Genomic DNA, 13585 nt, shown 5'->3' on the forward strand with positions numbered 1-13585 from the left:
CTCCTGACTCACGACGCTGTGTGTCAAGTGATTAACGCAGATCGCCGCCTGACGTGACAGGTTTCCTGGCGCGCGTCGTGCGGCGAGCTGACAAAGGTGGACTTTGTCATGAGTTGTCGTCGCGTCAGGGAGCTGCTTACAGTGGCGGAGCGATGTATCGAACCGATACATCAGGTCATGACAAACTGGACCGAGGGAGGTGGGGTCATGGGAAACCGCAGTGGGGTCCTGGAACTCGCCGTACTCGGTCTGCTGCACGAAGCGCCGATGCACGGTTACGAGCTCCGCAAGCGCGTCAACGCCCAGTTCGGGTGGGGACGGGTGCTGTCGTTCGGGTCGCTCTACCCGTGCCTGAAGGCGATGCTCCGGACCGGCCTGATCGCGACCGAGGCCGGTACGCCGGACGGCCGCCGGCCCAAGATCGTCTACTCGATCACCGCCGACGGGAAGGACCACTTCGCGCACGCCATGCACGACGCCGGTCCGTCGGCCTGGGACGACGACACGTTCGGGGTCCGGTTCTCGTTCTTCGGCCGGACCGACCCGGCCACCCGGTTGCGCATCCTCGAGGGCCGCCGGGCCCGGATGGAGGAGCGGCTGGCCAACTTCCGGGCGGCGATGAGCCGCACGGCGGAGCGGGTCGACGCGTACACCCTCGAGCTGCAACGGCACGGCCTGGAGTCGGCCGAGCGCGAGGTCCGCTGGCTGAACGAGCTGATCGACGGCGAACGGCGCCAGCAGCAGCCCCCAGACCAGAAACCGCCTGCAACACCCCCCAATTGAAGGAGTTCCAGATGACTTCGATCCGCGTAGCGATCGTCGGTGTCGGCAACTGCGCCAGCTCGCTCGTCCAGGGCGTGCACTACTACCGTGACGCCAAGCCCGACGAGCGCGTCCCCGGTCTGATGCACGTCCAGTTCGGCGACTACCACGTCCGCGACGTCGAGTTCGTCGCCGCGTTCGACGTGGACGGCAAGAAGGTCGGCCTCGACCTCGCCGACGCGATCGGCGCCAGTGAGAACAACACGATCAAGATCTGCGACGTGCCGCCGTCCGGCGTCACCGTGCAGCGCGGTCACACGCTGGACGGTCTCGGCAAGTACTACCGCGAGACGATCACCGAGTCCGACGCGGCGCCGGTCGACGTCGTCGCGGCGCTGCGTGAGGCGCAGGTCGACGTCCTGGTCTGCTACCTGCCGGTCGGGTCGGAGCAGGCGGCGAAGTTCTACGCGCAGTGCGCGATCGACGCGAACGTCGCGTTCGTGAACGCGCTGCCGGTGTTCATCGCCGGCACGAAGGAGTGGGCCGACAAGTTCACCGCGGCCGGCGTGCCGATCGTCGGCGACGACATCAAGTCGCAGATCGGTGCCACCATCACCCACCGCGTCCTGGCCAAGCTGTTCGAGGACCGCGGCGTCACCGTCGACCGGACCTACCAGCTGAACGTCGGCGGCAACATGGACTTCAAGAACATGCTGGAGCGCGACCGGCTGGAGTCCAAGAAGATCAGCAAGACCCAGTCCGTCACGTCCCAGCTGGTCGACGACATCGACCCGCGCAACGTGCACATCGGCCCGTCCGACTACGTCGCCTGGCTCGACGACCGCAAGTGGGCCTTCATCCGGCTCGAGGGCCGCAACTTCGGCGACGTCCCGCTGTCGCTGGAGTACAAGCTCGAGGTCTGGGACTCGCCGAACTCGGCCGGCATCATCATCGACGCGATCCGCGCGGTGAAGATCGCCAAGGACCGCGGCATCGGCGGCCCGATCCTGTCCGCGTCGTCGTACTTCATGAAGTCGCCGCCGGAGCAGTACGCCGACGACGTCTGCCGCGAACTGGTGGAGAAGTTCATCAAGGGCGAGGTCGAGCGCTGATTTCGCGCCGGCCGGCGTCGCTCCGACGCCGGCCGGCACTATCTTTTTCTCGTGCGACTTCATGTGGGCTGCGCGCAGTGGACGCACGCGGCCTGGGACCTCGGCCCCAAGGACCGCCTGCGCTCGTACGCCTCGCACTGCACCGCCGTCGAGGGCAACACGACCTTCTACGCGACACCGTCCCGCAGCTCGGTCGAGAGCTGGGCGGCGCAGACCTCACCCGACTTCCGCTTCGTGGTGAAACTCCCGAAGACCATCACCCACGAACGCCGGCTGCGCAGCGCCGACGCCGAGGTCGCGGCCTTTCTCTCCGCGCTCGAACCCCTCGGCCCTCGCGCGCACGCCTTCTGGATCCAGCTCCCGGCGTCCTTCGGCCCGGGCGATCTCGGCGCCCTGGCGACGTTCATGCACAAGCTCCCACGCTCACTCCGGTACGCCGTGGAGGTCCGCCACCGGGACTTCTTCACCAACGACCGCGCCGCGGCATCGCTGGAGCAGGTACTCGGCCGGTCCGGCGCCGAGTGGGTGCCGTTCGACACGATGACGCTCTTCGGCCGCCCGGCGACCAGCCTGGTCGAGCGGGAGGCCTGGATGAACAAACCGCGCGTCCCCCGGCGTACTCGCGCTCTGACCGACCAGCCCATCGTCCGCTACATCGGACGGGACTCGGCCGAGGAGACCGCCGCCGGCTGGCAGGGCTGGGCCTCGTTGTGCGCCGGGTGGCTCCGCGAGGGACGCTCGCCGACGGTCTTCGTCCACACCCCCGACAACGCGCTCGCACTCGGTCTGGCGCGGCGCTTCCACGACGACGTACGAGCCCTCGTCCCGGACCTCGAGCCGCTCCCGGAACCCGTGCAATCCGCGCCACCGACGCTGTTCTGATCCGCTTTCTTTGCCAGAGGTTCAACCAGCGCGACATTCGTGTCTCGCCGCGCGGGCCCGTTGTGCCCTAGGTTTGTTCACTGTGAGGTACGACGAGTTCCGCTCTGCGTATGACGCCGTCCAGCAGGCGTGCCTCGACGCACGGCTGGACGTGGATGGTTTGGCCGCCGAAGTAGGCCGTCTGGCGGTGCTGGCCGACCAGGTGGAGCTGCGCTCCGAGCGGGAGGAGGCGGCGTCCGACCTGGCCTCGCTCACCGATCTGCTCGAGATGGTCCGGCGCAACACGCCGCCGCCGGCCTCCCCGGCGTACGAGAAGGCCTTCCAGGAGGCGTCCGCGCTGACGGCCGAGGCGAACGCCGCGGACGGTCCGGTCACCGAGCGGATCAAACTGGCCCAGCGCGCGATCAAGAAGATCCGCACGCTGGCGGACCGGGTCGAGGATCCGGGTGAGCGGTTCACGCTGCTGAAGATGACCGAGCCGCTGGCGATCCTCGCCGACGGGCTCGAGCACTCGCGCTGACCTCTTTGTCCACAGCCTCGTAACTCGCCGCTGAATCGCGGCCCTTTCTCCATACCTTCCCTGGCGAGACCTCACCTCGCCCGGAAGGACCCCCATGGAGACCAACGAGCCGTACGGCGACCGCCTGGCCCGCACCGAGTGGCTGATCACCGAGCTCCGCCGCCGTGCCGAGACCTGCGAAGACCCGAACGAACGCACCAACCTGCACCGCTCGGCCGACGCTCTGGTCCGCCTCGCCACGGCGATCCGCCCATGACCGACCCGATCCAGTCGGCGCTGCAGCAGCACAACACCGGCCGCGTCATCCCCTTCGCCGCTCCCCACACCCTCGCCGAGCTGCTCACCCAGCACGCCCAAGCCGCACTGTCGCTCTCCGGCGCCGACCGCTCCGCCTGGAACGGCCAGATCGTCGAAGCCGGCGACGGCATCCTCGGCCTGGCCCACTGGGACGGCACGCTGCACCTCGACCGCGAGTTCATCCTCGCCCCGCTGCACGACCTCTACGCCCGAGCGGGTCAGTCCCGCCCCACGACCACCCTCGCCCGGTACCGCGACGCCTTGTTGACGCTCCTCCACGAGCAGTCCCACTTCCTGGGCCCCCACGGCTCCACCCAGGAGGCCGCCCGCGCCGCCTTCCGTGCGCCCGGCGCCCAGGCCTTGGAGGAAGGCATCGCCGAAGCCTGGTCCCACACCCACTTGGACGCCTACCTACGCCTTCTGTCCATCCCCCACCACGCTCCCGGCATCGGCGGGGTGTCCACTCGTCCGTCGTACCAGGCCTATGTCCCCGCCACCCTCGCACTGACGTCCCACCTCGACGACCGCGGACACCACCCACCCGGCAGCACCCTCACCCTCCTCAACCGCCAAACCACCGAAGGCCAGTGGCCCCTGGTCACCGAGATCCTCTACCGCTCCACCACCCTCCCCCGTCTGGTCCCCTACACCGAGGAGCCCGAGATCCGCCACGACCTGGAATCCCACCTCCGCAACGCCTTCCAGTCCCTGGAAATCCTCCTCCACGCTCCCCAGGCCCTGGCCGCCCACCGCTCCCACGCCACCCTCCACACCGCACTCACCACCCTCGACCACCACCTGGAACACCTGGCCAAGGTCTTCGCCCGCCCCACGCAATCCCGCCCACCACAGTCCCCCACCAACACCACCGAACTGACCCGCACTCCCCAATCCCCCGACGACACCTTCGAGCTAACCCGCTGACCCACTCGCCCGCTGACCCCAGACCCGCTCACACGCCGGCCCCTGACCCGCTGACCTGTTGACCCCCTGTCCCGCTCACCGACTGACTCGCCGCTAGCCCCGCTGCCGCCTACCCCTTTGATCCGCCTAGTCGCTGACCCTCCGCCCCCTGACCCGCCGAGGTCTGGCTCCCGTCGACCGGCCTCCGCAGCCGCTCGTCGGGTCAGCTGGCATCCGGGCGACCTAGCGGGAACCGGAGTGGCGTGCGCAGACGCGCACCACCGTCGAGTGCTGCCGCGCCTCCGCACCCGCCTGCTCCACCGCGCCAGGCAGCCAGGCGCTCCACAGGGACTCGCCGATGGCACCGTCGGCGGTGAAAGCCGTGCCAAAGCGAGCAACGAAGGGCTGTAGTGACAGCAGGAGATGCGGCTGTGGCGTCGGCAGACGCCACCACGGTCGGATGGTGCCGCGCCTCAACAGCCACCTGCCCCACCGCGTCAGGAGAGTCGGCGGTCCGAGCTCGCCGCCGCGCGCCAGGCGTTCAGCGAACAGCTTCTGCACCCGGCCTAGCTCGTGCTCGGCGACGAGACCTCGCTCCGCGGGGACTCAGCGGTGACAGCTGTGGCGATGCGCTCGGCGGGAAACCGTGGCGGCATCAGCAACGACGGAGGTGGCGCCGGCGGACGCGCACGAGGGTCGGTTGGTGCAGCTCCTCCACAGCCGACTGCTCCGCCACATCAGGTAGGCAGCACTCCGAGCGCTCTGCGGGAACTCGGCGGGGACAGCTGGTCCGCGAGCGGCGAGGACCCTGGCGACAGCAGCAAAGCCCCCGGCGGCGACGGGCACCACGGTCAGCTGGCGGCGCCTCCGCAGCCGCCTCCTCCACCGCTTCAAGGCAGCCGGCGGTCGGGGGCCACGGGGACTCCGTGGCGGTCTGCGGCGGTCTGCGGCGGTGGCCGCGGTCGCCGGGTGGTGGCGGTGGCCGCCGTGGTGGCGGTGGTCGCGGTGGCCGCGGTGGCCGGGTGGTCGCGGTGGCCGGGTGGTCGCGGTCGCCGGGTGGTCGCCTTGGCCGCGGTGGTCGCGGTGGTGGCGGTGGCCGCGGTGGTGGCGGTGGTGGCGGCGGGTGCTGTAGCCAGGGCTGGCGGTGGTTAGGCGGGGGTGAGGGTGGTTAGCCAGTGGTTGAGGGCGGTGGCTAGTTGGTGGGGGGAGTCTTCTGGCAGGAAGTGGAGGCCGGGGACGGTGACTTCGTGCTGGTTCGGCCATTGGCGGCACAGGGTGCGGAGTGGGCCGGTCAGGAGGGCGCCTGGGTCTCCGTTCACGAACAGCTTCGGGATCGGGGAGGTGGCCATCCACTCGGCGTTCCTGGCGACGATCTCGGCGACGTCGGCTGGGTCGCCGTCCATCGGTATCTCTCGCGCCCAGGTCAGGGTCGGGCGGCGGGATTCGCCGGGCTGCTCGTACGGCGTTCGGTAGGCGGCCATCTCGTCCGGTGCGAGGGTGCGCTGGATGCCGGCTGGGAGGACCTTCTCGACGAAGAAGTTGTCGTCGAGCACGAGGGTCTCACCGGCCGGACCGCGCAGCGGGCCGAACAGCTCGGGGTCGGGCGCGTTCTCACTGTCCGCCGCGACCGGGGCTGCCAGCGTCTCCAAGTAGGCGATCCCACGCACCGCGTCCGGATGCCGGCGACACCAGTCGATGCCCAGGACGGAACCCCAGTCGTGTCCTATGAACACCACGTCCTTCTCGACCCCCAGCGCGGACAACAGGGCGTCCAGGTACTCCCGGTGCTCGACCAGCCGGTACCGCCCCGGCCCGGAGTCCGGGAGCTTGCCCGACGCCCCCATTCCCACCAGGTCCGGCGCGATGCACCGCCCGTGCTGCGCCACCCGATCAAGCACGTTTCGCCACAGGTAGGAGGAGGTTGGATTGCCATGCAGAAAAACAACCGGCGGCCCGGACCCGACCTCGCGCCAGGCCATCCGCACTCCGTGGACCTCGGTGAACTGCATCCCAACCCCCGTTCGGAATCCGCTAGACGACCGCACCGCCCGGGCACCGCGCCACCGCGGACCACCCGGCGAGGACCATGCCCTTCCGGCAACCCACTGAACCACCGCCCGTACGAACGGTCGACTCGACGGAGATCCGGCGCCCCCAGCGGCTCAGTCTGGTCCGGCCTTCCGCGGCCAGCAGCACGCTGGTCGGGAGCCAGGCGACGCCCGCGCCGAACGGCTCCCGTTCCTTGGCGGCTTCGCACCGCGCTGCTCCTCGGCGGTTTTGGCACCGCCTCCCCGGCGGTCTCGAGCTGGTCGAACGGACGGTCGACCGGAGCCGGAGACTCCGGGCGCACAGCACCAAGGGCGCAGCACCGGGCGAGCGCACCCGCACCGACACCCGGCCCCGGTGGTGTCCGCCCGGGTGGGTGCCCGCCCGGTGGGTGCCCGCCCGGTGCTGGTCGCCCGGTGCTGCCCGCGCGGTGCTCGCGTGGGCCTCGCTGTAGCCGAGGTGGTGAGCTTCAGCGTGGTTGCCGGGCGTCTGTTCTGCGCGGGTGCTTGATCAGGTTGAGCAGGCAGGTCGTCGCGTTCGGACGGTGTGGGCGCAGCCTCGCACCTGGGCGGCCGCGCGCTGGGGGTGATGCGGGTCGCTGCCCAGCGGCTGCTCAAGCCCTGTCGACCGACTCGGCGCCGCGGTGCCTGCTGTCCGCCGGCCGAAACACCTCGTCCCCCGAGCACGGGCTCGGGGGACGAGGCGGCCTGCGGTGGTTGGTCCGCCAGAGGTGGCCAGTCGCAGGGGTTCGGGAGGAGCGAGGGGACGGGGGCGGTACGGATTAGGTGGTTGAGGGCGGCGGGATTGCTGGGTGCGGCGGGGCAGGTCGCTGAGGTGCGGCGGTGTGGGTAGGCACCTGGGTGCGGTGGAGCAGGCAACCGGGCGGGGTGTGGGTAGGCACCTGGGCGATGCGAGTTGGCACCTGGGGCGCGGTGGGAGTGCGCAGCCGGGTGCGGTGCGGGGTAGGTAGCCGGGTGTTGGGTGGTGCGTGGAATGGGCGTGTGACTCAGGTGGCGGCCAGGGTGGGTGGTGGCGGTCGCCCGAGTGGTTGCCGCGGCGGCCGGGTGCCGCAGCGAGCAGGAGGCCGGGGTGGGCCGAGTGCCGGGGTGGGCTGGGTGTCGCAGTGGCCGGGGGCCTGGGTTGGCCGGGTGCCGCGGTGGCCGGGTGCCCCGGTGGGCTTGGTGCCGAAGCTGGCCGGGCCCGGGGGTGGGCCGGGTGCCGCAGCGAGGCGGGGCTGGGGTCAGGTGGGGTTGATGGTGATCGTGTACGCGCCTCGGCTGCCGTAGGTGGAGTAGCCGGTGGTGGGGTCGGCGTTGCCGACGTTGTCCAGGCGTAGGTAGTAGGTGCCGGGCTGGAGTTGGGTGCTGACGGTGGCGTCCAGGCCGGTGGGGGTGCCGGCGTTGGATTGGCCGGAGGCGGGGTTGGCGGAGGTGAGGAGGGTGCCGGTGGCGTCCAGGAGGTCTAGTTGGAGGTCCAGGTTGGCGCCGGTGGGGGCTGGGGTGGTGGTGGCTGTGTAGGTGCCGGCTGTTGTGATGTCGACGCGGAAGACGTCGGTGTCGGTTTCGGTGGTGACTACGCCGGGGGCAGGCGTGCCGATGGTCAGTGGCGACGCGTTCTCCGTGGTGTCGGCGTGGTCGTCGGGGCGGAGGGGGAGGCCGTGGGAGGTGATGACGGCGTAGTCGTCCTCGGTGTTGTTGGCGCCGGCGTACTCGCCCTTGCTCCACTGGCTGATGGCTCGGTAGTAGCCGACGCCCATGATCGGGGCCCAGGCGCCGTGGCCTTCGTAGTAGCCGACCGAGGCGGTGCCGTCGTGGCCCAGGCCGACGTTGTGGCCCGCTTCGTGGGAGGCGGCTTCGGCGAGGTTCTTCGCGCCGGTGCCGACGCCCTTGGTGAAGACCAGGGCGGGTTGGTAGTAGTCGTGCTGGCTCGCCGCGTCGTACACGCCGATGTAGGCGACGCCGCCACAGCCGCAGCCGGACTGGTACCAGGTGTCGGGATCGATCAGGACCCGTGTGCCGTACTGCTCGTCCGACGCGTCCGAGCGGTTGATCGCGTCCTGCGGCGGTTCCTGCGTGGTGACGTCGACGTCGAACGCCGCGTAGTCCTCGGCGACGCGGGCCCAGACCTCGTGGACGACGTCCTGCTCCGCCGTACTGAAGACCGCGGGGTTGCCGTCGGTGTCGTACGGCGTGACGTCGACCGGGTCGATGCCCTTGTCCGCGTTCCACGCGGTGCCAGTGATGCTGTGGCCGTCGAAGTCGAGGTAGATCACCCGGTTCGCGCCGGCCTTGCTGTGCAGCTCGAACGCCGGTCCCTCGGCGGCGGCAACCGACGCCTTGGCCCAGCGCGGCGACGCGGGCTCGGCCTTCTGCTCAGGCGTCAGGCTGGGTTCACGGAAGAACAGCCGGCCGGTCGCATCGAGCCGGCTGGTGGTGTCGGCGAGCGTCTCGCGGACCTTCTGCTCGCTCAGTCCGTTGCGCTGGGCAACGGATTTCACATCCGGCCCAGGATCGGCCTCGGCCTGGTTCCCGGCGACGACCGCCAAGGCCCCGAAGACAACAGCTCCTGCAACCGCCAACGCGCCAGTACGACGAAACATCCGGAATCCTCCTCAAGGATTCCCCCCAGTGCCCCCGCGGGCCCGGGGCGCCCCTTCACCAGAAGAAGGACGCCCCGGGAGTCACAGCGAATCAGCCGGCGGTGACGCGCACCGAGTACGCGCCGCGGCTGCCGTACGTCGAGTAGCCGGTGTTCAGCGGGTTGCCGTAGCCGACGTTGTCGACCCGCAGGTAGTACGTGCCGGCCGCGACCTGCTGCGTGAGCGAAGCGCTCAACCCGGTCGGCGTAGCGGCGTTGGTCTGACCCGACGCCGGGTCGGCGGTGGCGACGACCGCGCCGGCCGAGTTCAGCAGCTGGAGCTTGACGTCCAGGTCCGCGCCCTTGGCGGCGCCGTTGGCGGCGCCGTTGGCGGCGCCGTTGGCGGCGAAGGTGTAGCGGCCGGCGGCGAGGTTGGACAGGCGGAAGACGTCGACGTCACTGTCGTTGGCGTAGACACCGGACACGGTGGCGCCGACGGCGAGCGTGGTCGCGTTCGCGGTGTCGTTGCCGTGGTCGTCGGCGCGCAGCGCGAGACCGTTCTGGCCGGCGACGGCGAAGTCGTCCTCCTTGTTGTTCGCACCGGAGTACTCGCCCTTGCTCCACTGGCTGATCGCCTTGGAGTAGCCGACGCCCATGATCGGGGCCCAGGCCCCGTGGCCCTGGTAGTACCCGACCGACGCGGTGCCGTCGTGGCTCAGCCCGATGTTGTGGCCGGCCTCGTGCGACGCCGCTTCGGCGATGTTCTTCGCGCCGGTGCCGACGCCCTTGGTGAAGACCAGCGCCGGCTGGTAGTACGCGTGCCGGCTCGCCTCGTCGTACACGCCGACGTACGCGACACCGCCGCAGCCACAGCCGGACTGGTACCAGGTGCCCGGGTCGATCAGCACGCGCGTGCCGTACTGCTGGTCGGAAGACCCAGAGCGCGTGATCGCCGACTCTGCCGGCGCCTGTGTCGTCACGTCGACGTCGAACGGCGCGTAGTCCTCGGCGATCCGCGCCCACACATCCCGTACGACGTCCTGCTCCGCAGTGCTCCAGTTGCTCGTGTTGCCGTCGGTGTCGTACGCGCCGACGTTGACCGTGGTCGGCTTGCCGCCGGTGTTCCAGGCGGTGCCGGTGATCGTGTGCCCGTCGAAGTCCAGGTAGACCACGCGGTTCGAGCCGGGCTTGCTGTGCAGCTCGAACGCCGGCCCGGCGGCGACGGCGGAACGCACCGGGGTCTTGGCCCAGCGCGGCGAGGCGGTCGACTTGGCCAGCTCGGCCTTGGTCGCCGCGGGCTCGCGGTAGAAGAGCTTGCCGGTCTTGTCCAGCCAGCTGGTCTTGTCGGTGGCCAGGATCTCCTGGAGCTTCTGCTCGGCGATCCCGTTGCGCTCGGCCAGCTCGGCCAGGCGCGGCTGGAGCTTGCCCAGCGCGGCCTTGCCCTGCAGCTGCTCACCGATCACCTGGTCCAGTGGGGCGGGGCCGGGCTGCTGCGCGTCGGCCTGGTTGCCGGCCACGACGGCCAGTGCTCCGAAGACAACGGCTCCGGCTCCGACGAGAGCGCCGGTACGGCGGATCCTGCTCTGCATGGGGGTCCTCCTCAGGGACTCCTCGGGCACCGTTCACGCGCGGGGCGGCGCGACGAACGGTCCCTGCCTCACGTGCGGTGGGCGTCTCCGCACGGTGCGTAGCCTGCCTGAAGGGTTGCCGCGCTGTACATGGTTCTGACGCGGAATTAACCTTTCTCGGCACTCCGGCCAGGATCAGAGCACGAGGACCTGGCGGATCGTCGTACCGGCCGCGAGCTGGTCGAACGCCTCGTTGAGGTCGCCGAGAGCGACCGTCGAGGTGAGCAGCTTGTCGACCGGGAGCCGACCGGCCAGGTACAGCGCGATGTAGCGCGGAATGTCCCGGCTGGGCACGGCCGAGCCCAGGTACGAACCCTTGAGCGTGCGCTCCTCGGCGACCAGCGACACCGCCGGGATGCTCAACAGCTGGGACGGGTGCGGGAGCCCGACGGTCACCGTGGTGCCGCCGCGCCGCGTCGCGTCGTACGCCTGGGTCAGGACAGCGGCGCTGCCGACGGTCTCGAAGGCGTACTGCGCGCCGCCGGCCGTCGCCTCCTTCACCTGCTCCACGACATCATTGCCTCGGGCATCGATCGCGGCGGTGGCGCCGAGCTCCAGTGCGAGCGCGAGCTTCGACGGTACGACGTCGACCGCGACAATCGGGTGCGCACCGGCCAGTACGGCGCCCAGCAACGCCGACAGGCCAACCCCGCCGAGGCCGAACACGGCCGCGCTCTGCCCCGGCTGGACCCGCGCGGTGTTGACGACCGCGCCGACGCCGGTCATCACCGCGCAGCCGAACAGCGCCGCGATCTCCGGCGGGAGCGACGGATCGATCTTGACCGCCGAGCGGGCCGAGACCACCGCGTGGTCGGCGAATCCGGAGACCCCCAGATGATGATGTACGCCGTCCAGCCGCTGCGGCCCGCCGAGCAGAGTGCCTGCCGTGTTGGCCGCGGCGCCCGGCTCGCACAGCGCCGCGCGCCCTTCCGCACAAGGCCCGCAGATCCCGCAGGCCGGCACGAAGGCGAACCCGACGGTGTCCCCCGGCGCGTACTCGGGCGACTCCGAGCGGACGACCTCGCCGGTCGCCTCGTGGCCGAGCAGCATCGGCATCACCCGCGGGCGGGAGCCGTCGATCACCGACAGGTCGGAGTGACACAGGCCCGCGGCGCGGACCCGGACCAGCAGCTCTCCCGGACCGGGGTCACCCAGCTCCAACGATTCGATCCGCAGCGGCCGCGACTCGGCGTACGGCTGGGGCAGGCCCATCTCCCGCAGTACGGCGCCCTGGACGATCATCAGGCGATCCCCTCCAGCGCGGTGCGCAGCTCGTCGGGCAACGGGACCGGGCGGCGGTGCTCGCGGTCGACGAACACGTGCACGAAGCGGCCGATCGCAGCCGCCGCGGAGTCGCCTGAGCGGAACAGCCCGATCTCGTAGGTGACGCTCGAGTTCCCCAGCTTGGCGACCCGCAACCCGGCGTCGACGGTGTCCGGGAAGGCCAGCGACGCCTTGAACGTGCACTGCGACTCCACGCACAGCCCGATCACCGGGCCGCCGTGGATGTCGAGCCGGCCGGCCCGGATCAGGAACTCGTTGATCACGGTGTCGAAGAAGCTGTAGTACTCGACGTTGTTGACGTGCCCGTACACGTCGTTGTCCTTCCAGCGCGTGGTGATCGCGTGGAAGTGCGGGAAAGTGGTCCGATCCACCAACTCAGAATAGGGCCGCCCTCTGTCAGTTCTCCGACGATGCACGTCCGATCCAGGAGTCCCTCAAGGTTTTGGGGCCTCCCGCTCTGGACTGAGGAGGGAGGGAGCGCAGCGACCGACCGACGAGGGAAGAGCGGGAGATCAAGCCCCAAAACCCGCGGCGACGAAGTCGACGCCAAGAGCGCAGCCGCGCCGTACCTACGGTTGCGTAACTTACGGTGCCGTAGGGTGGGGGGAATCCGCCGACGAAGGGAACCCTCGGTGTCCGACAAGCTGGTGACGAACCTGCTGCACGAGCTGGAACCTGTCGTCGAGGAGAATCTCGAGCGGCACCTGGCGATCACCAAGAACTGGAACCCGCACGACTACGTGCCGTGGAGCGAGGGCCGCGACTTCGCCTTCCTCGGGGGCGAGGACTGGGACCCCGAGCAGTCCCGGCTCGACCCGGTGGCCAAGGTCGCGATGATCACCAACCTGCTGACCGAGGACAACCTGCCGTCGTACCACCGCGAGATCGCCACCCAGTTCGGGCTGGACGGCGCCTGGGGGACGTGGGTCGGGCGCTGGACCGCCGAGGAGGGCCGGCACGGGATCGCGCTGCGTGACTACCTGGTGGTGACGCGCGGGGTGGACCCGGTCGAGCTCGAGGTCGCCCGGATGGCGCACATGACCGTCGGGCACGAGGTCGACAAGAACATGCTGGAGGCGATCGCGTACGTCAGCTTCCAGGAGCTGGCCACCCGCGTCTCGCACCGCAACACCGGCAAGGCGACCGGCGACCCGATCGCGGACCAGCTGCTGGCCCGGATCGCGACCGACGAGAACCTGCACATGATCTTCTACCGCAACCTGGTCGCCGCCGCCTTCGAGCTGGCGCCGAACGAGACGATGCGGGCCGTCACCAACGAGGTCACCGACTTCTCCATGCCCGGGGCGACGATGGAGGGTTTCGCGCGCAACTCGGTGACGATCGCGAAGGCCGGCATCTACGACCTGCGGCTGCACCACGACGAGGTGGTCGCGCCGATCCTGCGCAACTGGAAGGTGTTCGACCGCGACGACCTGAGCGGCGACGGCGCCAAGGCGCGCGACGAGCTGGCCGAGTTCATGGCCGGGCTGGACGCGCAGGCGACCAAGTTCGTCGAGCAGCGCGACCGGCTGCGGGATCGGCTGGCCGCCCGCGCGGGGAGCTGAGTACGTCGT

The 13585-nt window shown here is 70.2% G+C and carries 13 protein-coding genes; 8 read left to right on the forward strand and 5 right to left on the reverse strand.

The annotated features are described in order from the left end of the window. Window positions 1-207 precede the first annotated feature (207 nt). The 7 genes from HDA39_RS29380 to HDA39_RS29415 all read left to right on the forward strand — a co-directional run bounded on the left by HDA39_RS29380 (window position 208) and on the right by HDA39_RS29415 (window position 5628). A complete protein-coding gene (locus HDA39_RS29380; RefSeq protein WP_184800650.1) occupies window positions 208-783 on the forward strand; it encodes a PadR family transcriptional regulator in 576 nt (191 codons plus the stop codon). Window positions 784-794: 11 nt separating this feature from the next. Beyond that, window positions 795-1874, forward strand: coding sequence for an inositol-3-phosphate synthase (locus tag HDA39_RS29385; RefSeq protein WP_184800652.1), 1080 nt, complete (start codon window positions 795-797; stop codon window positions 1872-1874). A gap of 51 nt (window positions 1875-1925) precedes the next feature. Further along, window positions 1926-2756 (forward strand): DUF72 domain-containing protein, encoded by an 831-nt coding sequence (locus HDA39_RS29390; RefSeq protein WP_184800654.1) that lies wholly within the window; start codon window positions 1926-1928, stop codon window positions 2754-2756. A gap of 82 nt (window positions 2757-2838) precedes the next feature. Continuing rightward, the gene (locus HDA39_RS29395; RefSeq protein WP_184800656.1) at window positions 2839-3276 is read left to right on the forward strand and encodes a hypothetical protein; all 438 of its coding nucleotides are present in this window, start codon (window positions 2839-2841) and stop codon (window positions 3274-3276) included. Window positions 3277-3370: 94 nt separating this feature from the next. Next, window positions 3371-3532, forward strand: a complete 162-nt coding sequence (locus tag HDA39_RS29400) for a hypothetical protein (RefSeq protein ID WP_184800658.1) — start codon at window positions 3371-3373, stop codon at window positions 3530-3532. Further along, the gene (locus tag HDA39_RS29405; RefSeq protein WP_184800660.1) at window positions 3529-4497 is read left to right on the forward strand and encodes a hypothetical protein; all 969 of its coding nucleotides are present in this window, start codon (window positions 3529-3531) and stop codon (window positions 4495-4497) included. The genes HDA39_RS29400 and HDA39_RS29405 overlap by 4 nt, the downstream gene beginning before the upstream one ends. A gap of 957 nt (window positions 4498-5454) precedes the next feature. Further along, complete coding sequence (locus tag HDA39_RS29415) at window positions 5455-5628, forward strand: hypothetical protein (protein WP_184800664.1); 174 nt, start codon at window positions 5455-5457, stop codon at window positions 5626-5628. On the opposite strand, the gene HDA39_RS29420 is transcribed toward HDA39_RS29415, so the two are convergent. The 5 genes from HDA39_RS29420 to HDA39_RS29440 form a co-directional block, all read right to left on the reverse strand. Continuing rightward, a complete protein-coding gene (locus HDA39_RS29420; protein WP_184800666.1) occupies window positions 5625-6485 on the reverse strand; it encodes a haloalkane dehalogenase in 861 nt (286 codons plus the stop codon). The two genes, HDA39_RS29415 and HDA39_RS29420, sit on opposite strands and share 4 nt — an antisense overlap. Window positions 6486-7762: 1277 nt before the next feature. Further along, on the reverse strand, window positions 7763-9121 hold the full coding sequence (locus HDA39_RS29425; protein WP_184800668.1) for a pre-peptidase C-terminal domain-containing protein: 1359 nt from the start codon (window positions 9119-9121) through the stop codon (window positions 7763-7765). A 91-nt stretch (window positions 9122-9212) separates the two neighbouring features. Then, a complete protein-coding gene (locus HDA39_RS29430; RefSeq protein ID WP_184800670.1) occupies window positions 9213-10688 on the reverse strand; it encodes a zinc-dependent metalloprotease family protein in 1476 nt (491 codons plus the stop codon). 174 nt (window positions 10689-10862) lie between these two features. Continuing rightward, a complete protein-coding gene (locus tag HDA39_RS29435) occupies window positions 10863-11969 on the reverse strand; it encodes a zinc-dependent alcohol dehydrogenase family protein (protein ID WP_184800672.1) in 1107 nt (368 codons plus the stop codon). Beyond that, a complete protein-coding gene (locus HDA39_RS29440) occupies window positions 11969-12382 on the reverse strand; it encodes a thioesterase family protein (RefSeq protein ID WP_184800674.1) in 414 nt (137 codons plus the stop codon). The genes HDA39_RS29435 and HDA39_RS29440 overlap by 1 nt, the downstream gene beginning before the upstream one ends. Window positions 12383-12643: 261 nt before the next feature. Between HDA39_RS29440 and HDA39_RS29445 the strand changes: the two genes are divergently transcribed. Continuing rightward, the gene (locus HDA39_RS29445; RefSeq protein WP_184800676.1) at window positions 12644-13576 is read left to right on the forward strand and encodes an acyl-ACP desaturase; all 933 of its coding nucleotides are present in this window, start codon (window positions 12644-12646) and stop codon (window positions 13574-13576) included. Window positions 13577-13585 lie beyond the last annotated feature (9 nt).

Origin of the sequence: Kribbella italica (genome assembly GCF_014205135.1) — a bacterium.
GTDB classification, from domain to species: Bacteria; Actinomycetota; Actinomycetes; order Propionibacteriales; family Kribbellaceae; genus Kribbella; species Kribbella italica.

Coding starts and splice junctions, on each gene's coding strand:
- HDA39_RS29425 (WP_184800668.1), bottom strand. CDS start 9,121: ATGTTTCGTCGTACTGGCGCGTTGGCGGTTGCAGGAGCTGTTGTCTTC.
- HDA39_RS29405 (WP_184800660.1), top strand. CDS start 3,529: ATGACCGACCCGATCCAGTCGGCGCTGCAGCAGCACAACACCGGCCGC.
- HDA39_RS29400 (WP_184800658.1), top strand. CDS start 3,371: ATGGAGACCAACGAGCCGTACGGCGACCGCCTGGCCCGCACCGAGTGG.
- HDA39_RS29420 (WP_184800666.1), bottom strand. CDS start 6,485: ATGCAGTTCACCGAGGTCCACGGAGTGCGGATGGCCTGGCGCGAGGTC.
- HDA39_RS29435 (WP_184800672.1), bottom strand. CDS start 11,969: ATGATCGTCCAGGGCGCCGTACTGCGGGAGATGGGCCTGCCCCAGCCG.
- HDA39_RS29430 (WP_184800670.1), bottom strand. CDS start 10,688: ATGCAGAGCAGGATCCGCCGTACCGGCGCTCTCGTCGGAGCCGGAGCC.
- HDA39_RS29385 (WP_184800652.1), top strand. CDS start 795: ATGACTTCGATCCGCGTAGCGATCGTCGGTGTCGGCAACTGCGCCAGC.
- HDA39_RS29380 (WP_184800650.1), top strand. CDS start 208: ATGGGAAACCGCAGTGGGGTCCTGGAACTCGCCGTACTCGGTCTGCTG.